The sequence below is a fragment of the Sphingomonas sp. DG1-23 genome (assembly GCF_030730875.1).
Classification (GTDB): Bacteria; Pseudomonadota; Alphaproteobacteria; order Sphingomonadales; family Sphingomonadaceae; genus Sphingomonas.
In genome coordinates this window covers 1-20,766 of sequence record NZ_JAVAMA010000009.1, presented here as the reverse complement: position 1 = coordinate 20,766, position 20,766 = coordinate 1, and the positions used below count along the sequence as shown (strand labels likewise).

Annotated in this window: 22 protein-coding genes; 15 read left to right on the top strand and 7 right to left on the bottom strand. The window is 66.5% G+C overall.

What is annotated here, in order from left to right; translation table 11 throughout:
- Window positions 1–24: 24 nt before the first annotated feature.
- Window positions 25–1,848, bottom strand: coding sequence for a glutamine--fructose-6-phosphate transaminase (isomerizing) (gene glmS, locus Q9Q95_RS14780; protein ID WP_306097904.1), 1,824 nt, complete (start codon window positions 1,846–1,848; stop codon window positions 25–27).
- A 148-nt stretch (window positions 1,849–1,996) separates the two neighbouring features.
- A complete protein-coding gene (gene glmU, locus Q9Q95_RS14775; RefSeq protein ID WP_306097903.1) occupies window positions 1,997–3,349 on the bottom strand; it encodes a bifunctional UDP-N-acetylglucosamine diphosphorylase/glucosamine-1-phosphate N-acetyltransferase GlmU in 1,353 nt (450 codons plus the stop codon).
- Window positions 3,350–3,422: 73 nt separating this feature from the next.
- On the opposite strand from glmU, the gene Q9Q95_RS14770 reads away from it, so the two are divergent.
- The 3 genes from Q9Q95_RS14770 (at window position 3,423) to Q9Q95_RS14760 (ending at window position 5,252) form a co-directional block, all read left to right on the top strand.
- Window positions 3,423–4,097: an HAD-IA family hydrolase gene (locus tag Q9Q95_RS14770; protein WP_306097902.1), complete on the top strand. Its 675-nt coding sequence runs from the start codon at window positions 3,423–3,425 to the stop codon at window positions 4,095–4,097.
- Window positions 4,094–4,669, top strand: coding sequence for a manganese efflux pump MntP family protein (locus tag Q9Q95_RS14765; protein WP_306097901.1), 576 nt, complete (start codon window positions 4,094–4,096; stop codon window positions 4,667–4,669). The genes Q9Q95_RS14770 and Q9Q95_RS14765 overlap by 4 nt, the downstream gene beginning before the upstream one ends.
- Before the next feature lie 142 nt (window positions 4,670–4,811).
- Complete coding sequence (locus Q9Q95_RS14760; RefSeq protein WP_306097900.1) at window positions 4,812–5,252, top strand: GAF domain-containing protein; 441 nt, start codon at window positions 4,812–4,814, stop codon at window positions 5,250–5,252.
- Here Q9Q95_RS14760 and Q9Q95_RS14755 read toward each other — a convergent pair.
- The 5 genes from Q9Q95_RS14755 to Q9Q95_RS14735 form a co-directional block, all read right to left on the bottom strand.
- Window positions 5,237–5,545 carry a hypothetical protein gene (locus tag Q9Q95_RS14755; protein ID WP_306097899.1) on the bottom strand — a complete coding sequence of 103 codons (309 nt, stop codon included), beginning with the start codon at window positions 5,543–5,545 and terminating at the stop codon, window positions 5,237–5,239. The genes Q9Q95_RS14760 and Q9Q95_RS14755 overlap by 16 nt on opposite strands.
- 362 nt (window positions 5,546–5,907) lie before the next feature.
- Complete coding sequence (locus Q9Q95_RS14750; RefSeq protein WP_306097898.1) at window positions 5,908–6,906, bottom strand: nucleotidyltransferase family protein; 999 nt, start codon at window positions 6,904–6,906, stop codon at window positions 5,908–5,910.
- Window positions 6,903–7,757 (bottom strand): HprK-related kinase A, encoded by an 855-nt coding sequence (locus tag Q9Q95_RS14745; protein ID WP_306097897.1) that lies wholly within the window; start codon window positions 7,755–7,757, stop codon window positions 6,903–6,905. Before Q9Q95_RS14745 ends, Q9Q95_RS14750 begins: the two co-directional genes overlap by 4 nt.
- Window positions 7,754–8,023 (bottom strand): HPr-rel-A system PqqD family peptide chaperone, encoded by a 270-nt coding sequence (locus Q9Q95_RS14740; protein ID WP_306097896.1) that lies wholly within the window; start codon window positions 8,021–8,023, stop codon window positions 7,754–7,756. Before Q9Q95_RS14740 ends, Q9Q95_RS14745 begins: the two co-directional genes overlap by 4 nt.
- Window positions 8,024–8,347: 324 nt before the next feature.
- Complete coding sequence (locus tag Q9Q95_RS14735) at window positions 8,348–8,737, bottom strand: hypothetical protein (protein WP_306097895.1); 390 nt, start codon at window positions 8,735–8,737, stop codon at window positions 8,348–8,350.
- Window positions 8,738–8,799: 62 nt separating this feature from the next.
- On the opposite strand from Q9Q95_RS14735, the gene Q9Q95_RS14730 reads away from it, so the two are divergent.
- From Q9Q95_RS14730 to Q9Q95_RS14675, 12 genes are all read left to right on the top strand, one after another.
- Window positions 8,800–10,002, top strand: a complete 1,203-nt coding sequence (locus Q9Q95_RS14730; protein ID WP_306097894.1) for an ATP-binding protein — start codon at window positions 8,800–8,802, stop codon at window positions 10,000–10,002.
- A 75-nt stretch (window positions 10,003–10,077) separates the two neighbouring features.
- Window positions 10,078–11,109 carry a PstS family phosphate ABC transporter substrate-binding protein gene (locus Q9Q95_RS14725; protein WP_371876785.1) on the top strand — a complete coding sequence of 344 codons (1,032 nt, stop codon included), beginning with the start codon at window positions 10,078–10,080 and terminating at the stop codon, window positions 11,107–11,109.
- On the top strand, window positions 11,109–12,485 hold the full coding sequence (pstC, locus tag Q9Q95_RS14720; protein WP_306097893.1) for a phosphate ABC transporter permease subunit PstC: 1,377 nt from the start codon (window positions 11,109–11,111) through the stop codon (window positions 12,483–12,485). The genes Q9Q95_RS14725 and pstC overlap by 1 nt, the downstream gene beginning before the upstream one ends.
- Complete coding sequence (pstA, locus tag Q9Q95_RS14715; RefSeq protein WP_306097892.1) at window positions 12,478–13,773, top strand: phosphate ABC transporter permease PstA; 1,296 nt, start codon at window positions 12,478–12,480, stop codon at window positions 13,771–13,773. The genes pstC and pstA overlap by 8 nt, the downstream gene beginning before the upstream one ends.
- Window positions 13,773–14,540, top strand: coding sequence for a phosphate ABC transporter ATP-binding protein PstB (gene pstB, locus Q9Q95_RS14710; protein WP_306097891.1), 768 nt, complete (start codon window positions 13,773–13,775; stop codon window positions 14,538–14,540). The genes pstA and pstB overlap by 1 nt, the downstream gene beginning before the upstream one ends.
- The gene (phoU, locus tag Q9Q95_RS14705; protein ID WP_306097890.1) at window positions 14,540–15,229 is read left to right on the top strand and encodes a phosphate signaling complex protein PhoU; all 690 of its coding nucleotides are present in this window, start codon (window positions 14,540–14,542) and stop codon (window positions 15,227–15,229) included. The genes pstB and phoU overlap by 1 nt, the downstream gene beginning before the upstream one ends.
- A gap of 10 nt (window positions 15,230–15,239) precedes the next feature.
- Entirely contained in the window at window positions 15,240–15,932 is a 693-nt protein-coding gene (gene phoB / locus Q9Q95_RS14700) for a phosphate regulon transcriptional regulator PhoB (RefSeq protein ID WP_306097889.1), read from the top strand.
- A 78-nt stretch (window positions 15,933–16,010) separates the two neighbouring features.
- Window positions 16,011–16,397 carry a hypothetical protein gene (locus Q9Q95_RS14695; protein ID WP_306097888.1) on the top strand — a complete coding sequence of 129 codons (387 nt, stop codon included), beginning with the start codon at window positions 16,011–16,013 and terminating at the stop codon, window positions 16,395–16,397.
- A 115-nt stretch (window positions 16,398–16,512) separates the two neighbouring features.
- Window positions 16,513–17,400 (top strand): SDR family NAD(P)-dependent oxidoreductase, encoded by an 888-nt coding sequence (locus tag Q9Q95_RS14690; protein WP_306097887.1) that lies wholly within the window; start codon window positions 16,513–16,515, stop codon window positions 17,398–17,400.
- Between the two features lie 65 nt (window positions 17,401–17,465).
- Window positions 17,466–18,584, top strand: a complete 1,119-nt coding sequence (locus Q9Q95_RS14685; RefSeq protein ID WP_306097886.1) for a hypothetical protein — start codon at window positions 17,466–17,468, stop codon at window positions 18,582–18,584.
- A gap of 76 nt (window positions 18,585–18,660) precedes the next feature.
- Window positions 18,661–19,110 (top strand): hypothetical protein, encoded by a 450-nt coding sequence (locus Q9Q95_RS14680; protein ID WP_371876777.1) that lies wholly within the window; start codon window positions 18,661–18,663, stop codon window positions 19,108–19,110.
- Window positions 19,111–19,252: 142 nt separating this feature from the next.
- On the top strand, window positions 19,253–20,766 hold a 1,514-nt coding region (locus Q9Q95_RS14675), incomplete at its 3' end, for a VCBS repeat-containing protein (RefSeq protein WP_306097885.1).

The window sequence follows — 20,766 nt, the reverse complement described above, 5'->3', positions numbered from 1 at the left end:
ATGTCGCCCGGTGCGGATCGGCGCTTATTCGACGGTCACCGATTTGGCGAGATTGCGCGGCTGATCGACGTCCGTCCCCTTGGCCACCGCGACGTGATACGCGAGCAGCTGCACCGGCACGGCATAGACGAGCGGCGCGATCAGCGGGTGGACGCTGGGCATCTCGATCGTCGCGAGGGCATCCTCGCCGGCCTGCGCCAGCCCCTCGGCGTCCGAGATCAGCACCACCCGGGCGCCGCGCGCTTTGGCCTCCTGCATGTTCGACACGGTCTTGTCGAACAGCGGACCCGAGGGCGCGAGGACGATCAGCGGGACATGCTCGTCGATCAGCGCGATCGGACCGTGCTTCATCTCGCCAGAAGCATAGCCTTCGGCGTGAATGTAGCTGATTTCCTTCAATTTGAGCGCACCTTCGAGCGCGAGCGGATAATCGGGGCCGCGGCCGAGATAGAGCACGTCGCGCGCCGCCGCGATGGTGTGCGCCATGCCCTCGATCTCGGAATCATGGGCGAGCGCGGCGTTGATTGCGGCGGGCGCCTCGATCAGATGGCGGACGATCTCGCGTTCCTCGTCTTCGGAGAGGCGCCCCTTGGCGCGGGCGAGATTGACCGCGAGCGCGGCCATCACTGCGAGCTGGCAAGTGAACGCCTTGGTCGAGGCGACGCCGATCTCGGGGCCGGCATGCGTCGACAGCAGCAGATCGACTTCGCGCGCCATCGAACTGGTCGGCACGTTGATGACGCCGGCGGTGGTGACGCCTTCGGCCTTCATGTGGCGGAGCGCCGCGAGCGTGTCCGCGGTCTCGCCCGACTGGCTGACGACGACGCCCAGCGTGTTCGGCAGCAGGACCGGGTCGCGATAGCGGAATTCCGACGCGACATCGACTTCGACCGGGAGCCGGGCGAAGCGCTCGATCCAATATTTGCCGATCATGCCGACATACGAAGCGGTGCCGCAGGCGACGATAGCGACGCGCTCGATGCTGCTCAGATCGAAGGTCGTGTCGGGCAGCGCCACCTTCTGCTCGACCGGGCGGACGTACGACGCCAGCGTCTGGGCGACGACCACCGGCTGCTCGTAGATTTCCTTGAGCATGAAGTGGCGATGATTGCCTTTGTCGATCAGCGCGGGCGAGACGCCCGAGGCGACGATCGGACGTTCCACCGCATTGTTGTCGCGGTCGAAGATCTCGATCTTCGCGCGTGTGACGACGGCCCAGTCGCCTTCCTCGAGATAGGCGATGCGCTGGGTGAGACCGGCGAGCGCATGGGCGTCCGAGCCGAGATAATTCTCGCCCTCGCCATAGCCGACGGTGAGCGGCGCGCCGAGGCGCCCGCAGATCAGCAGATCCGGCTCGTTGCGGAACAGGAAGGCGACCGCGAAGGCGCCGTGGAGCATGGGCAGCACCGCGGCCACCGCTTCGCGCGGCGCCTTGCCGCGTTCGAGCTCGCGGCTGACGAGATGCGCGACGACTTCGGTATCGGTCTGGCTTTTGAACTCGCGGCCCTCGGCGATCAGCTCGTCGCGCAAGGGTTTGAAGTTCTCGATGATGCCGTTGTGCACGATCGAGACGTCGCCGACGATGTGCGGATGGGCATTGTCCTCGGTGGGTGCGCCGTGCGTGGCCCAGCGGGTATGCGCGATGCCGATCGTCCCCGGCAGCGGATTCTCCGCCAGCCGTTTGCCGAGATTGACCAGCTTGCCCTCGGCGCGGCGGCGGTCGATCCCGCCATCGTGCAACGTGGCGATGCCCGCCGAATCATAGCCGCGATATTCGAGCCGCTTCAGCCCTTCGAACAGGCGATCCGCCACGCCCTGCGTTCCGACGATGCCGACAATTCCGCACATATTTCCAGACTCTCCCCCCTCCCTGAAAGGGAGGGGCCGGGGGTGGGTGCCGACGCGCCAAGCGTCGGCCTCTTGACGTAGAGGGAAGAAGCTCGCCTTTGGCTCGCACCCACCCCCAAACCCCTCCCTTTCAGGGAGGGGAGCAATATCACTTCGCGGCTTTCCTTGCCGCCATCGCCGCGCGGAAGCGAGTGCCCCAGCCGGGCCGGGCTTCCTGTCGACCGCGCGCAATCGCGAGCGCGCCGGCCTCGACGTCCTGCGTCACCACCGACCCCGCGGCCACGGTCGCGTCCTTGCCGATCGACACCGGGGCGACCAATGCGCTGTTCGAGCCGATGAACGCCCCCTCGCCGATGTTCGTACGATATTTGAAGAAGCCGTCGTAATTGCAGGTGATCGTGCCCGCGCCGATATTGGCCCCCGCTCCCACTTCGGCGTCGCCGAGATAGGTCAGATGGTTGGCCTTGGCGCCGTTGCCGAGCACCGCCTTCTTGATCTCGACGAAATTGCCGACCTTGGCCTCCTCGCCGAGCACCGTGCCGGGTCGCAGCCGGGCATAGGGACCGACCACCGCGCCGCTGGCGATCTTCGCGCCCTCGATATGGCTGAAGGCGTGGATGGTGGCGCGATCGGCGACCTCGACGCCGGGGCCGAAGAACACGTTGGGCTCGATCAGCACGTCGCGGCCGAGCCGCGTGTCGTGCGCGAACCACACCGTCTCGGGCGCGATCAGCGTCGCGCCTTCGGCCATCGCCCGCGCGCGGCGCGCGCGCTGCCACGACGCCTCCAGCGCAGCGAGTTCGCCGCGGCTGTTGACCCCCTCGACTTCGTGTGCCGGCGTCTCGATCACCGCAGCGAGACGGCCGCTATCGACCGCGAAACCGACCACGTCGGTAAGATAATATTCGCCGGCGGCATTGTCGTCGGTCAGCTGCGCCAGCAGCGCGAACAGATCCTGCGCCCGCGCGGCCATCAGCCCCGAATTGCACAGGGTCTCGGCACGCTCCGCCTCCGAAGCATCCTTGAACTCGACGATCTTGACGAGGCTGCCGTCGGGATTGGCGATCACCCGACCATAAGCGCCGGGCTCGGGCGGCCGGAAGCCGAGAACGACCACCGCCGGATCGCCCGCGCCATGGAGGCGATCCAGCATCCGTTTCATCGTCGCGGTCGGCACCAGGGGCACGTCGCCATAAAGGATCAGCACGTCGCCTTCGAAGCCGCCAAGCGCCGCTTCCGCCATCCGCACTGCATGGCCGGTGCCGAGTTGCTCCGCTTGATGCACCGTCTCGGCACCGTGCGGCCGGACCGCGGCCTCCACCTGCTCGCGCCCCGCGCCGACCACGACGATCGTGCGCGCGGGATCGAGCGCGGCGACGCTGTCGATCAGATGCAGCAGCATCGGCCGCCCGGCGAGCGGGTGGAGCACTTTGTGCGTATCGGACTTCATCCGCGTGCCCTTGCCCGCAGCAAGGATGATCGCGGCTATCGGTGCTGTCATGCAAACCCTCCGGAGACGCCCCTGCCATGACAAGCTTGCCAATTCCATAGCGTTGCTGGCAGCAGGCGCTGCAATGACCGACTTCCCCTTCGACATAATCGGGTTCGACCTCGACGGAACGCTGTTCGATACCAGCGCCGACCTGACCGCCGCGCTCAACCACACGCTGGAACTGCTCGGCCGGCCGGCGCTAAGCATCGATGCGGTCAAGCCGATGATCGGTCGCGGCGGGAAATTCATGCTCCATCAGGGGCTGGAGGCTTCGGGCGGGTGCGATCCCGAGGTGCTGGAGCGCAGCTATCCCGAACTGCTCGCATTCTACGGCGACCATATCGCGGATCGCACCCGGCCGTTTCCCGGTCTGATCGAAGCGATGGATACTCTCGACGCGCGCGGCGCGAAACTGGCGATCGTCACCAACAAGTCCGAGAGCCTCGCGGTGAAGCTCGTCGCCGCACTGGCGCTCGATCACCGCTTCGCCTGCGTGATCGGCGGCGACACGATGGGGCCGGACGGCCGCAAGCCCTCGCCCGCGGGAATCCGCGAGATGATCCGGCGCTGCGGCGGCGGACGCGCGGCATTCGTCGGCGATTCGATCTTCGACACCCAGGCGGCGAAGAATGCCGGCATCCCGTCGATCGCGGTCAGCTTCGGGTTCCTGATGCAGCCGATCGCGGAACTGGAAGCCGATGCGGTGATCGACCATTTCGACGAACTCGTTCCGACGCTGGAGCGGCTCGGCGCATGAACGACGGTTCGATGCTGCCGGTCTTCTCGTTGCTCGCTTTGTCATTGGGACTGGCGATGGACGCGTTCGCGGTCTCGGTGGCGCAGGGCGCGGCGCGACGCGGCGCCTCGGGCGCGCTGCGGATCGGCGCCGCCTTCGGGCTGGCGCAGGGGCTGATGCCGCTGATCGGCTGGGCGCTCGGCATTGCGTTCGAAGGCATGATCCGCGACGTCGACCATTGGGTCGCCTTCGTCCTGCTCGGGCTGCTCGGCGCGAAGATGGTGCGCGAAGGCACAGCCGGCGAGGAGGCCACCCCTGCCCCCGCCTTGATCGGCTGGGCATTGCTCGGCGCGGCCGTCGCGACCAGCGTCGACGCCGCGGCGGCGGGGATCACCCTGCCGATGATCGGCGCGCCGGTTTTGATCGCCTGCGGGGTGATCGGCCTGGTCACCGCCGGGCTGTGCGTCGCCGGCGTGCGCATCGGCGCGGCTTCGGGCGCGCGGCTGGGAAAGCTCGCCGAGATCGTCGGCGGCATCTTGCTGATTCTGATCGGCGCGAAGATCCTGATCCAGCACCTCTTCTTCGGCGGCTGATCACGACCGAAACGCGCGCGGCGGCCATAATTCTCCGGCGCGACCCGTGATTCACCTGACTACGCCGGGGTCTTGCTTTTCCCGTACATCCGATCGAGCATGCAGGAGGGGAACAAGCGTGGGTCGCTTCGGGGGGATGTTGTTGAAGGGGTCAAGGCAAGCCTCATGGGAGGCGGACGACCGCCATCCGGGCGGGCGGATCGCTTCGGCCAAACTGGCTGAGCTCGTTCAGCTCACCTTGGCGGCGGACGGCGCGATCGTCGATCTTCGCCATTATGCCGAGCGCCAGCGCGCGCTGGGCGCGGCCGAACGCCTGACCACTGCCGGGATATTGCTTGCCGGCGGCGAGGCCGAGCCTTCGGAGGCACTGCTCTGGCAGCTCGCCGACCCGATCGAGGCGAGCGCGAGCGGCTTTCAATCCTATGCCTGCGTCCCGCTCCACGACGCGGATGGCACCCCGCTCGGACGCATCGTCGCGATCCAGCGCGGGCAGCGCGTGTTCGACGGTCACGATCTCGGGATCCTGCGGACGATCGCCGACATCGTCGCCGATCTGATCCGCCAGCCTCAACTCGCCAGCTGATGCGGCATCAGCGGCAGATTCTCGCGCCGCGCCATCCATGCGCGACCGCGCGCGGTTAGCGCCGCATCGATGACCTGCGGACCGCCGGGACCGACGACGAATGCTTCATAGCTGATCAGGCCGGCGTCGCTGAGATCCTGGAAATTCTGGATGAAATCGGTGACGCGATCGGCGCTGCCCATGCCGACGTCGGCGGCACGCAGCGTCACCACGATGGGCCAGTTCGACCATAAGGCGTCGACAATCGTCTTTGCGTCGGCGGATTCGTAAGCCTGCGCGGATTCGTCGATCACAAAAGCCTCACTGCCCTGACTACATCAATCTGCGCCCCTTGCCGTCTGCCCCGATTGTCCCGGTCGCAAGTTAACTTTCGCTTCGGAAAGGTTAACAAATCGCTAACGCGGAACCGCCGTTCTCCCCGTGCCTGCGCACCGGAAGGTTGTTTCGCCCGAAATTTATTATTTTTGATCGGGTGAAAGCTGCTCAACGGAAACGTGACTGACACGCCCCGGCTGAACCTCTAATGTATGTAATATGCTAGCAGCACGCCTTCAACACAAAAGCGCGAGGCAGGGCATAATCTTTCAGAACATCCCGCAATCACAATTGCAGCGTCGCAGAATAGTTTACGCATCTATTATGATTAATAGTTTATTCAAGACAATCCGGATCGCCACTTCCTGAATAAATGTCGCGCGAGCAATATTGGCGGCATTCGGAGCCAATGGCCGCGCACATAGAAGCCCAGGCGCGTGAGCTTGTGGATCGGCCGGCCCCAGCCGTCACGGGCGAGCAGACGGCGCAGATACCATCGGTCGCCGCTCCCGCTTTCTCCTTCGGCTGACAGGCCGGTACCGTAGAGGCGATCGGCGAGGCGCAGCGCGCGTTCGACTGCGCATTCGAGGCCGTGGCGCGCCGCCCGTGCCGCGAGGGCGGCGGCGTCGCATTCCCCGACGAGGCAATGCACGTCCCAGAGGTTGCGCAAACCGCCGGCGAGATCGCCGTCCGCGAAGAGATGGGCCGCGGCATGGCAGATCCGGTCGTCCGGCGCGAGGATGCGAAGCCCGTTCTCCAGCACCTCGCTGTCGGCGATCAGCGCGTCGACGTCGGGCGTGATGCGCGCGGTCAGCGGAAGGATCGTATGGTGGACGTCGATCATCCGATCCCGCTCGCGATGGATCAGCGGCGGAAGCTCGTGCATCCAGCGACGATAATAGAGATCGTCATACGGATCGGGCTTCACCCATTCCCAGCCGGCGGCGAGCAAGGCGGCCTCGGCCTCATCCAGCCGCATGCGGGGGACGAGGATGTCGAGGTCGCCGATCGCGCGGCCGGCGCTCGCGGCGAGCCCGGCCGCAGCGTAGGCGGTGCCCTTGAGCAAGATCACCGGCATGTCGAGCGGCGCGAGCGCGCGGCGTGCCATCTCGGCTTCCCACAGAGCGGCGATGCGGCCTTGCTCCGCCGAGGCGCGGGCATCGTCGAGAATGCGGGCCGCGGCGGCCGGCATTGCCAGGCCGGCGAGCCGGTGGGCCAGGGTGCCGATCAATTGCTCGGCGCGCGCGACGGCGAGCAACGCGGTCCATCCGGCGCCGTCGAGGCGCACGACCGTCGCCGGGTCGCGCAACGCTTCGGTGAGAAGGCGGGCGGCGGTCATGCCCAGAGCCGCTCAACCTGATCGAGCGCAGTCTCGGTATCGGGATAATCGAGCGCATGCGCCGGGGTTTCGCGGACCAGCCTGGTGAGCGCATCGAAGCCGCGTTCGGCGAGCGCGACATAATTGGTCGAGGCCTGAGTCAGGCGCACGAAGGTCTCGCTGGGCAGCACCGCGCGCTCGGCGGCGGCGAAACCATAGCTGGGAAACAGGATCAGGCGCAGCACGGCGGGCTCGGCCATCGCGACGATGGCGCGGGTATCAGGGACGAGGTGGCGGATCGTGCCTTTTGGCGTGCCTTCCAGCCGCGGGCCGAACCGCGCGTCGGGCAGCGCGCGCTCGAGCACGCCGATCGCTTCGTTCTTGAGGCTGATCAGCCGCGGGAAGCCATGGATCAGCCCCGTCGCGGGATCGAGCAACGCGAATTCGTCCCCCATCAGCCGCCAGCCTTTGGCCATCAGCAATGCGGCGAGAGTCGATTTGCCGGCGCCCGACATGCCGGTCATCAGCAGCGCCTTGCCGTCGCGCTCGACCGCGGAGGCGTGGAGCAGCAGATAGCGGCGCTGGCCGAGTGCCATCTGCAGGTTCATCCCCATCTCAGCGGCGAGCAACCCCTGCGCGAGCGGCAGCGGCGCGGCGTCGGGGATGACGAAATCGCCGCCGATATGGACCGAGGGGCGCAACAAAAGCCGCCATGGCCGTGCGGCGAAGAGGTGGACGTTGAAGTCGGGAATGCCGCTCTCGGGCTGCGGATAGTCGCGGTAGAGGTCCTCGATCGCGGCGACCGGCGCGCGCCAGTCGCTGCCGATGCGGAAACCGATCGGGCCGATGCGGAGCGCGGCGACGTGCCTCACAGCCGCTCCACCAGGCCGACGGCGGCAAGCTCGTCGAGACGCGCGGCGAGCGCTTCCGGGTCGGCGTCGGCGAGATCGAAGCGCTCGCCAAGCAGCGCGAGCAGTTCGGGCGCGGCGAGCGGGCCCTGCGTCAGTGCCTCGAGGATTTCGGGCACCGGGGTGTCGACGATATGGGTGATGCCCGAGGCGCGGTGATAGACCAGCGTCAGCGCATCGAGCGGGACGATGCGCAGCGTCTCCTTGGGGGCCGCCTCGTAGCGCGTCATTGGGGAAGAGCTTTGTCTTGTTCACGCGGAGACGCGGAGACGCGCAGGAGAAATGGGTTCGCGCAACGACCCGACAACGCGACGAGGCTGAACTGTTCGGCGGCGTCAGCCGCCCCTCCCACGCCATCCCGCGCGGCGAGCGCTCCCCATGGAAGGCCGCTCGCGCGGCATAAACTGGTCGTAGCGTCGTTGCGTCGTTGCGCGAACACCTTCTCCGCGTCTCCGCGTCTCCGCGTGAACAAATCAGATCGGGACGCGGCGTAAAATATCACGCCCGCGGTTTGGAGAAAGAGCAATGCTTCGACAAGCTCTCGGCGGGCGGCCTCAGCCGCGCGGCATCTGCAACGATGCGAAGCAGGTGAAGCCGCTGGTGCCCGATTGCAGGCGGCGGATGTAATTGGTGTAGGCGCGGCTGCTCTGTTGATCGGTGCCGGGCAAGGTGCCGCCCGACAGTGCGCGCTTGACGTCTTCGGCCTTGAACGCGGTCCCCGGCGGCGGATAGGCCCCTGGCGTGCCGGCGGGCACCAGCGTGCCGTCGGCAGCGATGTAATTGCCCGCACGCGCCGGATCGGGGACGGGAATCTCGCAATTCATCACCGACGCGCTGGTCTGCGCGAGCGCAGGACGGATCGAGACGATCGCCGACGCCCCGGCCGCGCCGAGCATCAATGCGCGACGGCTGGGGGCGGCAGGTCCGGTAGGTTGATCGGCCATGATGCCTTGTCATGCGCCCGCGCGGCTTTCGCAATCGTAAATCCGTGCCTAGAACGGGACATATGCATGCCTTTCTCGGGGTCCGGACAGCGCTCGCACTCGTCGTCGCGGCAATCGCCGCGGCGGCGAGCCTGTTGCTCAACGGGGATGCGCAGGCGAGCCTCGTCGTTCTGGTCTGCGCCGCGGCGGCGGTGCTGATCGCGGCAAGCGGGGGCGACGCCCCGCCGCCGCCCTCCTCGCTCCTCGCCGCGCCGTCGGACAGCGAGCCGGCGATCGCCGACGTGATCGAGGCGATCGGCGAACCGCTGCTGGTGATCGCCGACCACCGGGTCGAGGCGGCCAATCAGGGCGCGCGCGAATTGCTCGGCGGGCATGTGTTGGGTGAGGACGTCCGCGTCGCGATCCGCCACCCCGCCGCCGCCGAGCGGCTGATGCGCCCCGACGACAATGCCCCCGGCGCGCCGATCCATCTGGTAGGCCTCGGCACGCGCGAGCAGCGCTGGGAGATGCGGGTGCGCACGCTTCACGACGGCCGCCGCGTGGTACATCTGATCGATCGTACCGGCAATTACGCCGCAGAACGGATGCGCGTCGACTTCGTCGCCAATGCCAGCCACGAATTGCGCACTCCGCTCGCGTCGTTGCTCGGCTATGTCGAGACTTTACGCGAAGATGCCGGCGACGATCCGGGCACGCGCGCGCGCTTCCTCAAGATCGTGTTCGGCGAGGCGCAGCGGATGCAGCAGCTGATCGAGGACCTGATTTCGCTGAGTCGAATCGAGGCCGAGAAATATCGCGCACCCGACAAGGCCGTGAATCTCGCCGAACTGATCGGGCAGGTCACCAACGAACTCTCGGGCAGCCCGCGCGCCGCCGATCTGGTCACCCAGATCGCCGATGTGGCGCCGGTGGCGGGCGATCCGACCCAGCTCAGCCAGTTGCTCCACAACGTCATCGGCAATGCGATGAAATATGGCCGCGAGGGCACCCCGGTGACGATCGCGCTCCAGCCGGAAGGCGAGGCGATGGTGCGGCTGAGCGTCGCCGACGAAGGCGAAGGCATCCCGGCGCAGCATATCCCGCGGCTGACCGAACGCTTCTACCGCGTCGATTCGGGACGCAGCCGCTCTCTGGGCGGGACCGGCCTCGGCCTCGCCATCGTCAAGCATATCGTCGAGCGCCATCGGGGCCGGCTCGACATCGCCAGCACCGTCGGCAAGGGCACCAATGTGACCATGGTCCTGCCGGTTCGGCGAGTGTCATAAAGACGTAACCGGACTGAAAGACACGCGGCGTGCGTGCCAACGAGCACGACTCGGGGCATTGCGGGAGTTCGCGACATTTTCGGCAGGTTCGGCCTGATTGCAGCGGCGGCGCTCACCCTCGCCGGCTGCGACAGCAACACGGCGCGAGAGATCCGCGTCGTGGGCTCGTCGACGGTCTATCCGTTCACCACCGCCGTTGCCGAGACCTTCGTCAACCAGGGCGGCGGGCGCAAGGCGCCGGTGGTCGAATCGATCGGCACCGGCGCGGGGCTCAAGCGCTTCTGCGAAGGCATCGGCTGGGAATTCCCGGACATTGCCAATGCCAGCCGCCGCATCAAGAAGTCCGAATACGAACTCTGCCAGGCCAATGGCGTCGGCGAGATCATCGAAGTCCAGATCGGCGTCGACGGCGTGGCGTTGGCCGAGGCGAACAACGGGCCCAAGCTCATGCTCAGCAAGCAGGACGTCTATCGCGCCCTCGCCGCCAATCCGCTGGGCAAGCCCAACACCGCGCGGACGTGGCGCGACGTCAACCCTTCGCTCCCCGCTTTGCCGATCCAGGTGATGGGCCCGCCCGCGACGAGCGGCACCCGCGACGCACTGGTCGAGCTCGTGCTCGAGCCGGGCTGCGCGAAGGCGGATCCGGAGGCCAAGGCGCTCAAGGCCGCCAGGGACACCGCGCCCTATGACAGCCGCTGCAAACGCATCCGCGACGACGGGCCCTATATCGACAAGGGCGAGAACGACAATCTGATCGTCCAGGGGCTCGCCGCCAATCCCAATGCGCTCGGCGTGTTCGGCTATTCGTATCTCGAGGAGAATATCGACCGGCTCCACGGCGTGCCGATCGACGGTGTCGCCCCGACCTATGCCAGTATCGCCGACGGGACCTATCCCGGCGCGCGGCCGCTGTACCTCTATGTGAAGAAGCGCCATCTGCGCGCGGTGCCGGGGCTCGCCGATTTTCTCGCGCTCTATGCGTCGATGTGGAACCCGAAGGGCAAGCTCACCCAGCGCGGGCTGATCGCCGCGCCCGATGCGCTCCGCGCGCGCTCGGCGCAGATCGTCGCGCAGCGCACCGCGCTCGATCCCGCAGGCCTGCACTGATGAATGCTTTTGCGCTTCTTTTCCTGATCGCCGGGCTCGGCCTGATCGGCTGGCTGAGTGCCCGCGCGCGCGCCACCCGGTTCGACCGCGGCGGCGCCAAGCGGCTCCATTCGCTGCCCGGTCAGCACGGCATGTACGTCGCGATGTGGACGGTGTTGCCCGCCTTGCTGTTCGTTGCATTGTGGAGTGCCGTCAGCCCCGGCCTCGTCAAGGAAGCGGTGCTCGCCCACCCCGCGGCGGCCCAGCTTCCCCAGTTCGCGTTCGAACGCGACGCACTGCTCGCCGAGGCCAAGCGCGTCGCCAGTGAAGACGATGCCACCGCGTTCGATCAGGTCGCCGGACAGCTTGCCGCGCCCACCCGCGCCGCCCAGTCGCGCTATGGTTGGATGGGCACCGGGGTCGCGATCCTGCTCGCCTTTGCGGGCGCCGCATTCGCGCTCACCCGCGTGCGCGCCCAATTCAAGGCCCGCAGCCAGGTCGAGCGCGGGATGATGGTGCTGCTGCTGGTCGCTTCGCTGATCGCGATCCTGACCACTCTGGGCATCTTCCTGTCGCTGCTGTGGGAATCGCTGCGGTTCTTCCAGCAGGTCCCGATCACCGACTTCCTGTTCGGCACCCACTGGAGCCCGCAGGTCATCGATGCTGCCGATCCGGGCAAGTCGCTGGGCGCGGTGCCCTTGTTCTGGGGCACCTTCTTCATCGGCGCGGTGATCGCGATGGTCGTCGCGATCCCGTTCGGGCTGATGAGCGCGATCTATCTCACCCAATATGCCGCGCCGCGCGTGCGCCGCTGGATGAAGCCGATCCTCGAGATGCTCGCCGGCGTGCCGACCGTGGTCTATGGCTATTTCGCCGCGCTGACCGTGGCGCCGGCAGTGCGCGATCTCGCAGTCTCGTTCGGCTATACCTACGCGTCGTCGGAAAGCGCGCTCGCCGCGGGCCTCGTGATGGGAGTGATGATCATCCCGTTCGTCTCGTCGATGGCGGACGATTCGATCGCCGCGGTGCCGACCGCGATGCGCGACGGCAGCCTGGCGATGGGCGCGACGACCAGCGAGACCATCTCCAAGGTGCTGATCCCCGCCGCCTTGCCCGGCGTCGTCGCCGGCGTGCTGCTCGCGGTCAGCCGCGCGATCGGCGAGACGATGATCGTGGTGATGGCCGCGAGCGGCGCCGCCAACATCACGCTCAATCCGTTCGAGAGCGCGACTACCGTCACCAAGCAGATCGTCGACCTGCTCACCGGCGAATCGGAATTCGACAGCCCCAAGACCTTGGCGGCGTTCGCGCTGGGGCTCACCTTGTTCGTGATCACCCTGCTGCTCAACATCGTCGCGCTCCGCGTGGTGAAGAAATATCGGGAAGCCTATGAATAGCGCCTCGCCCGTCGCGCGCGCACCGACCGACTGGAACGCGCCGGCGATGCAGAAGCGCATCCGCCGGCGCTATGCCCGCGAGCGGCGCTTCCGCTTCTTCGGCCTCGCGGCGGTGACCCTGTCGGCGGCGTTCCTCGCGTTCCTGCTGATCACCATGGTCGCCAATGGCTGGCGCGGCTTCACCCGCACCGACGTGGCGCTGCCGATCGACTTCCCGGCTTCGGGAATGGTGGTCGAACGCGCGCAGCTCGCCACGCCGGGCGCCGATCTTGCGCTGGCAGGCGCCGGGCTGGAGAACACGGTCAAAGGCGCCGCGGCGACCGCGTTCGGCACGGGTGGCGAGGAATTCGTCTCCGAGAACGCCTGGCTGCGCGTGCGCGAGGCGATCAAGGCCGACCCGACGATCCTCGATCGCAAGGTCGTCATCGACGTTCCCGCCTCGACCGAGATCGATCAGGCGGTGCGCGGCGACGGCAATGCCGAGGCCAAGGCGGCGACGGCGAAGCTGCAGCAGGCAGGCGTGCTCTCGCGCCACTTCAATACAGACTTCCTGCACGAATCCGATTCCACCGATCCGGTCGCGGTCGGGATCTGGGGCGCGCTCAAGGGCTCGCTGCTGACGATGCTGGTGACCTTCCTGATCGCCTTCCCGGTCGGCGTGCTCTCGGCGATCTATCTCGAGGAATATGCCCCGCGGAACCGCTGGACCGACCTGATCGAGGTTTCGATCAACAATCTCGCGGCGGTCCCCTCGATCATCTTCGGCCTGCTCGGCCTCGCGGTGTTCCTCGGCAGCTGGAGCCTGTTCGGCTATCAATTCGGCCCTCTCCTTCCCCGCTCGGCGGCGATCGTCGGCGGATTGACGCTCGCCTTGATGATCATGCCGGTGATCGTCATCGCCAGCCGCAACGCGATCAAGGCGGTGCCCCCGTCGATCCGCGACGCGGCGCTCGGCATCGGCGCGAGCCCGATTCAGGTGGTGTTTCACCACGTATTGCCGCTGGCGATGCCGGGCATCCTGACCGGCACGATCATCGGCATGGCGCGCGCGCTGGGCGAGACCGCCCCGCTGCTGCTGATCGGCATGCGCGCGTTCATCGTGACCCCGCCGGGCGGCTTCACCGATCCCGCGACCGTGCTGCCCGTCCAGATCTTCCTGTGGTCCGACGAAGTCAGCCGCGGCTTCGTCGAGAAGACCAGCGCCGCGATCATCGTGCTGCTGGTGTTCCTGCTCGCCATGAACGGGCTGGCCATCTATCTTCGCAACAAATTCGAGACCCGCTGGTGATGACCGACGTTCCTTCAAAGATGTCCGCCCGCGGCGTCAGCGTCTTCTATGGCGACAAGCAGGCCGTGAAGGACGTGTCGATCGACATCGACATGGACAAGGTCACGGCGTTCATCGGCCCGTCGGGCTGCGGCAAATCGACCTTTCTGCGCACGCTCAACCGGATGAACGACACGATCGCCAGTGCGCGGGTGACCGGAGACATCATGCTCGACGGCGAGAATATCTATTCCTCGGCGATGGACGTGGTGCAGCTCCGCGCCCGGGTCGGCATGGTGTTCCAGAAGCCCAACCCCTTCCCCAAATCGATCTACGAGAACGTGGCCTACGGCCCACGCATCCACGGTCTCGCGCCGTCCAGGCCCGATCTCGACGCAATCGTCGAGCGCTCGCTCAAGCGCGCGGGCCTGTGGGAGGAAGTGAAGGATCGGCTGAACGACAGCGGCACCGCGCTTTCCGGCGGCCAGCAGCAGCGGCTGTGCATCGCCCGCGCGATCGCCGTCGACCCCGAAGTGATCCTGATGGACGAGCCGGCTTCGGCGCTCGATCCGATCGCCACCGCCAAGATCGAGGAATTGATCCACGAATTGCGCGGCCGCTATGCGATCGCGATCGTCACCCACAACATGCAGCAGGCCGCGCGGGTCAGCCAGCGCACCGCCTTCTTCCACCTCGGCACGCTGGTGGAATATGGCGAGACCGACCAGATCTTCACGACGCCGCGCGAAGAGCGCACCAAGGACTATATCACCGGAAGGTACGGCTAATGGGGACGGGCCAGGAACATACCGTCAAGGCGTTCGACCAGGACATCAAGCAGCTCCGCGCGCTGATCAGCCAGATGGGCGGACTCGCCGAAGAGGCGATCCACGACGCGATGAAGGCGCTCCAGCGCGGCGACACCGCGCTCGCCGATCAGGTGCGCGGCAAGGACAAGGCGATCGACGCGATCGAGTCCGAGGTCGAGAAGCTCGTCGTCCGGCTGATCGCGCTGCGCGCGCCGATGGCCGACGATCTGCGCGAAGTGATCGCCGCGCTCAAGATTGCCGCGGTGATCGAGCGGATCGGCGACTACGCCAAGAACGTCGCCAAGCGCGTGCCCTTGATTCACACCGAGGGCGAGGAACGGATCGAGGCGCTGTCGCTGCTGCCGGCAATGGCGCGGATGGCGAGCGACATGGTCCACGACGTGCTCGACGCCTTCGCCTCGCGCGATGCCGCAGTCGCCGCCGAGATCTGCGCGCGCGACACCGCGCTCGACGATTTCTACGATTCGATCTTCCGCACGCTGGTGACCTTCATGGTCGAGAATCCGCGCACGGTGAGCCAGGTTGCGCATCTGTTGTTCGTCGCCAAGAATATCGAGCGGATCGGCGATCATGCGACCAACGTCGCCGAGATGGTGTATTTCGCCGCAACCGGCCGCTATCTGGCCGACGAAGCGGCAACGGCTTGAGGACGCGTACATGGCCCGGGTGAAGATGCTTCTCGTCGAGGACGACGCCGCGATCGCCGAACTGGTGACGTGGCATTTCAAGCGCGAGGATTACGAGGTCAAGCACACGCCGGACGGCGAGGAAGCCTTGCTGCTCGCCAAGGAAGCGACTCCCGACATCGTCTTGCTCGACTGGATGGTCGAAGGGCTGTCGGGGATCGAGGTGTGCCGGCGGCTGCGCCGCATGCCCGAGACCGCCAATATCCCGATCATCATGCTCACTGCGCGCGGCGAGGAAGAGGATCGCGTCCGCGGGCTCGAGACCGGGGCAGACGATTATGTCACCAAGCCGTTCAGCCCCCGCGAGCTGGTCGCGCGGGTGGGCGCAGTGCTCCGGCGGGTGCGCCCGGCGCTGGCCGGCGAGGCTTTGAGCTATTCGGACATCGAAATGGACACAGTCGGCCACAAGGTGCGCCGCGGCGGCGAAGTGGTGTCGCTGGGGCCGACCGAATTCCGCCTGCTCAAGCATTTCCTCGAGCATCCGGGCTGGGTTTTCTCGCGCGAGCGGCTGCTCGACGCGGTATGGGGGCACGATTCCGACATCGAATCGCGGACGGTGGACGTGCACATCCGGCGGCTCCGCAAGGCGATCAACAATGGCGATCGCCCCGACATCATCCGCACCGTTCGTTCGGCAGGCTATGCCCTGGACACGGGGAACTGAGGACCCAACCGGCTTTTTCCTGCGTTGGTTCACCGGACGCGCTTGCTGCGTCCGAGGACAAATTCAGGAGAAGCTTGGATGAAGCTTATCGCATTGGCGGCCGCTCTCGCCGCAGTCGGCGGCGTGGCCGTCGCCCAGGAAACGCCTCAGACGCCGCCGGCGACGCAATCGCCGGCGACCACTACGCCCGACGCCAACACCCCGCCAGCCGATCCGAACACCGGCACCACCGGTTCGGGCACGACGACGATGCCCGACGCCGCGGCTGCGCCCGATGCAGCGGCTCCTGCCGCCGATGCTGCGGCACCTGCGGCAGCACCTGCTCCAGAGCCTGCAGCGCCGCCGCCTGCCGCAACCGCGGCACCCGCGCCGATGACCGCGGCGCCCGCCCCGGCCGCGCAAAGCGAGTATCCGCCTTGCTCGAAGACGGTAAAGGATCAGTGCCGCCAGCGCGGCGGCCGCTGAGGCTGGAATAATGGCTGAGAGGCGCTCCCCGACAAGGGGGGCGCCTTCGAGCATGTGCGGCTGACACGCGCCGATCCGCGTGCCACTAAGCGCTCGCAGTTCAGGGAGCGCTTCGATGACCATAAGTTTCGACAATCGCGTCGCCATCGTCACCGGCGCGGGCGGCGGGCTCGGCCGCGTCTACGCGCTCGAGCTGGCGCGACGCGGGGCGAAGGTCGTGGTCAACGATCTCGGCGGCGCCCGCGACGGCACCGGCCATTCGGACGCCGCGCTCGCGGTGGTCGAGGAGATCGAGGCCGCGGGCGGGGAGGCCTTCTCGAATGGCGGCAGCGTCACCGAATATGACCAGATGGTCGCCATGGTCGAGGCCGCGAAGGCGCGCTGGGGCCGGGTCGACATATTGATCAACAATGCCGGCGTGCTGCGCGATCGAAGCTTCGCCAAGATGGAGCCAGAGGATTTTCGCTTCGTCGTCGACGTCCATCTCAACGGATCGGCGAACTGCACCAAGGCAGTGTGGGAGACGATGCGCGCGCAGAATTACGGGCGCATCCTGATGACGGCGTCGTCGACCGGACTGTTCGGCAATTTCGGCCAGGCGAATTACGGCGCGGCCAAGCTCGGGCTGGCGGGACTCGCCAAGACCCTGCATCTCGAAGGCGCGAAATACGGAATCAAGGTCAACACGATCGCCCCGGTTGCAGGGACGCGGATGACCGAGGACATTTTCCCCGAAGCGGCGTTCAAGGCCTTCGCGCCCGAGAATGTCGCGCCCGCGGCCTTGTTTCTCGTCTCCGAGGATGCGCCGACCAACATGATCATCGGCGCCGGCGCGGGCGTGGTGCAGGCTGCCTATGTGACGCTCACCCCCGGTGCGAAGCTGGCCGAACCGACGCCTGAGAGCGTAGCGGCGCAATGGGCCGAAATCATCGACCGCAAAGGCGAGATCGTCCCCAGTTCGGGCGCCGAGCAGACCATGTCGATCATGGCCAGGCTGCAATAGCGTAGCACCGTATTGTTTCACTAATACACTTGTGCTAGACCGTCCTCACAACAGGAGGATGGCCCATGTACAGCGAAAGCGACCTGGCGGGCGCGGTGGAGGCGGGAGTGATCTCGCCCGAAGCCGCGGCCGCCCTGAGAAACCATGTCGCGGCGGGACGATCGACCCCCGCCGTCGACGAAGAAAGTTTCCGGCTGCTGACCGGTTTCAACGACATCTTCGTCGGGATCGCCGCGATCCTGATCCTCGTCGCAGTCGGCTGGATCGGCTTCTATATCGGCGGCAAGATCATGAATCTCGACGCCAATGAAGGGCCGCGCCAGGTGGGCGTCGCGGTGGCGTTCGGCGGTTTCGCGGTGTCGATCACCAGTTGGCTGCTCGCCGAATATTTCACCAGACAGCGCCGCATGGCGCTCCCCAGCATCCTGCTGCTGCTCGGCTTCGCGGGCGGCATCTTCGCCGGATTCGGCGCGATCTGGGGCGCCAATGCGCCGTGGCTGTCCGAGCAGTTCGGCCTGACCACCGAGCTCCAGCATCGCCAGCTCGCCGGGGTAATCGGCGTGATCACCGGGATCGTCACCGCCGCGGCGACCTGGCTCCACTGGCGGCGCTTCATGGTGCCGGTCACCGTCGCCGTGGGGGCGCTGGCGCTGGTCGCGGTCGCCGTCGGCGCGATCACGGCGTTCGTCCCCGCTTCGAAGGACGCGCTCAACCCGATGCTGCTGATCGCCGGGGTGCTCGTCTTTGTCTTCGCGATGCGCTGGGACATGTCGGATCGCGAACGCCGCACCCGCCGCTCGGACGTTGCCTTCTGGCTCCACCTCGCCGCGGCGCCGCTGATCGCGCATCCGGTATTCCACATGCTCGGCGTATTCGACGGCGAGATCGGTGCGCCGATGGCCGGGGTGGTGCTCGCGCTCTACGTGGTCTTCGCCGCAGTGGCGCTGGCCGTCGACCGCCGGGCATTGCTCGTCTCCAGCCTCGTCTATGTGCTGTGGGCGATGTACGCGCTGTTCGAACAGAGCGGCGCGGTCGAACTGGCCGCAGCGCTGACCGCGCTGGTGATCGGATCGGCTTTGCTCACGCTTTCCGCTTTCTGGCAGCCGATGCGACGTCGGGTGGTCGGCCTGCTCGGCAAAGATCTGGAGGAGCGCCTGCCGCCGACCCAGCTCGCGCTGGCCTGAAACCAGAGCGCGCCGTCGGGAAAGGGCCCGGGCACTGCCCGGGCCCTTTTGCTATCTGCGGCAGCCAACGCGAAGCTTGGCGAAGATCCGCTTTCCACTTGTTCAGTGCGCTTTTTTGCGGACGGGCAACTTCCGGGGCAATAGCGAGGCTGGACTGGAGAAAATGATGACGAATCCGTCGAAAGCATGGGATGGCGACCAGGTCCGGAAATGGCTGGAGCGCCGCTTCGAGGCCTCGCGGCTGGACCAGGCGGCAGCGGACCGGCGCGGCTATGAAGCGCAGGACGAGTATGACAAGGCCGCTGCCGAGGAATGGGTTTGCCGCGCGCTGAAGGCACCCGATTGCACGAACGACCAGGCCGCGCTCGCCAGACGCCTGAAGGACCTGATCGGCCAGGACGAATATTCGGTCGCAGGCATCAATGACGATGCGCGGTTCGAACGGCATGTTCGCGCTCATCTCAGAAAACTGGCCAAGATGACCAAAGCCAATACGGGATTCGAGAAGACGTTGCGCTATCAGTAAATCAGCGGATGCCGCATCGGCATGATCAGATCGCCGCTACCGCCTCACTTGTTACAATATCTCATAATATGATACTGAAATATTCAGACGTCGGTAATATCGTTCGGTTGCCGTGCGGGCCGCCAGCGAGAAGGGAGCCGGTATGCCGGATGCCACACAGCCCGAGTTCCTTTCGCCGGTCTATTATCCGACCGGCAGCTCCGGAACGAGTCCGACGGAAAACGTGGCAGGCGGCGACTTCGACAATGACGGCGATATCGACCTTCTCGCGGCGACTTACGATAGCGGCTCTCACAACGGCTTCGTCGCTTTGCTCGAGAACACCGGAAACGGGAGCTTTACAGCACCGGCCAAGATGAGCGGCGACTGGCAGGCTGGCCCGAACATCCTGGTTGCCGACTTGAATGGGGATGGCAACCTGGACTGCTTCGTGGTGAAGCCCGTTTTCAACGGGCCAGAGCCCTCGGCGTCCCTGAGCGATTTTTATCTCTATTACGGCGACGGCGCTGGTGGCTTCGCATTCCGTCGTAACACCAATACGCCGGGTGTGATCGCCGCAACGATTCTAAAGGACGTGAATGGCGATGGCCGGCTCGACCTGATCACAACGAGGCGCATCTGGAGCGATCCCGCCACATCGCAGCCCTTGTTTGCGGTAGAGCTGGGGCAGGCGGATGGGGAATTCGGTAACGCGCGAACCAAGGTCCTGCCGGCTGGCGGGAACGGAATCGCGAGCGGCCACCTGAACGACGACGCTTTCATGGACCTCGTGGTGACGACGGCATCGGGATATTCGTTGCTGCTCGGCAACGGCGACGGGACGTTCGCGGAAACCAACGTCGCCGTCGCGGGGGGCACCACCAGTCCCGCTGTCGCCGATTTCAACGGCGACGGCATCGATGACCTGGCGATCGGCGTGCCGGCGGCGGCTCAATTTAGCATCCTGAGGGGAAACGGCAGTGGCGGCTTCGCGCCGGCAGGGTCTCTCGCTACCCGCGGTACGCCGCGCGAGATTGCAGTGCAGGACCTGAATGGCGACGGGATCGTCGACATAGTGACCAAGAGCGGCAGCGGCCAGGTGTCCTATTTCATCAACGATGGCGAAGCCGCCTCTCAGCCGCGAGTCGATCTCCTGACTGGCTTCGTATCCGGCCTCGCAGTTCTCGATCTGAACGGCGACGGCGCGCTCGACATCGCCAGCCCGGGAGGCTCGCCCACCGGGCTGCTCGTCGCGCTCCAGCGCAATCTGGACAACCGCCCGTTCACGCCCGACGATTTCGACGGCGACGGCAAGTCCGACATCCTGTGGCGGCACGATGACGGCCGCTCGCACATCTGGGAGATGAACGGGACGACGCAGGTCGGCGGCGGCAACACCAGCGCGCAATTGTCTTCGGACTGGACGATCCAGGGCACCGGCGACTTCGACGGCGACGGCAAGACCGATCTGCTGTGGCGCAGCGCCGCGGGCGAGAGCCGGGTGTGGACGCTCGACGGCACGACGGTCCTGTCGCAGGCGGCGACCAATTCGCAGGCGCCGACCGCGTGGAAGGTGCAGGACGTCGCCGACTTCAACGGCGACGGCAAGGCCGACATCCTGTGGCGGCACGACAGCGGCACGACCAATATCTGGCTGATGGACGGCGGCACCCAGAT

Bases quoted from the DNA above. Each gene is read 5' to 3' on its own strand.
- glmS (WP_306097904.1), bottom strand. From the start codon at position 1,848: ATGTGCGGAATTGTCGGCATCGTCGGAACGCAGGGCGTGGCGGATCGC.
- glmU (WP_306097903.1), bottom strand. From the start codon at position 3,349: ATGACAGCACCGATAGCCGCGATCATCCTTGCTGCGGGCAAGGGCACG.
- Q9Q95_RS14770 (WP_306097902.1), top strand. From the start codon at position 3,423: ATGACCGACTTCCCCTTCGACATAATCGGGTTCGACCTCGACGGAACG.
- Q9Q95_RS14765 (WP_306097901.1), top strand. From the start codon at position 4,094: ATGAACGACGGTTCGATGCTGCCGGTCTTCTCGTTGCTCGCTTTGTCA.
- Q9Q95_RS14750 (WP_306097898.1), bottom strand. From the start codon at position 6,906: ATGACCGCCGCCCGCCTTCTCACCGAAGCGTTGCGCGACCCGGCGACG.
- Q9Q95_RS14740 (WP_306097896.1), bottom strand. From the start codon at position 8,023: ATGACGCGCTACGAGGCGGCCCCCAAGGAGACGCTGCGCATCGTCCCG.
- Q9Q95_RS14735 (WP_306097895.1), bottom strand. From the start codon at position 8,737: ATGGCCGATCAACCTACCGGACCTGCCGCCCCCAGCCGTCGCGCATTG.
- Q9Q95_RS14730 (WP_306097894.1), top strand. From the start codon at position 8,800: ATGCATGCCTTTCTCGGGGTCCGGACAGCGCTCGCACTCGTCGTCGCG.
- pstC (WP_306097893.1), top strand. From the start codon at position 11,109: ATGAATGCTTTTGCGCTTCTTTTCCTGATCGCCGGGCTCGGCCTGATC.
- pstA (WP_306097892.1), top strand. From the start codon at position 12,478: ATGAATAGCGCCTCGCCCGTCGCGCGCGCACCGACCGACTGGAACGCG.
- pstB (WP_306097891.1), top strand. From the start codon at position 13,773: ATGACCGACGTTCCTTCAAAGATGTCCGCCCGCGGCGTCAGCGTCTTC.
- phoU (WP_306097890.1), top strand. From the start codon at position 14,540: ATGGGGACGGGCCAGGAACATACCGTCAAGGCGTTCGACCAGGACATC.
- phoB (WP_306097889.1), top strand. From the start codon at position 15,240: ATGGCCCGGGTGAAGATGCTTCTCGTCGAGGACGACGCCGCGATCGCC.
- Q9Q95_RS14695 (WP_306097888.1), top strand. From the start codon at position 16,011: ATGAAGCTTATCGCATTGGCGGCCGCTCTCGCCGCAGTCGGCGGCGTG.
- Q9Q95_RS14690 (WP_306097887.1), top strand. From the start codon at position 16,513: ATGACCATAAGTTTCGACAATCGCGTCGCCATCGTCACCGGCGCGGGC.
- Q9Q95_RS14685 (WP_306097886.1), top strand. From the start codon at position 17,466: ATGTACAGCGAAAGCGACCTGGCGGGCGCGGTGGAGGCGGGAGTGATC.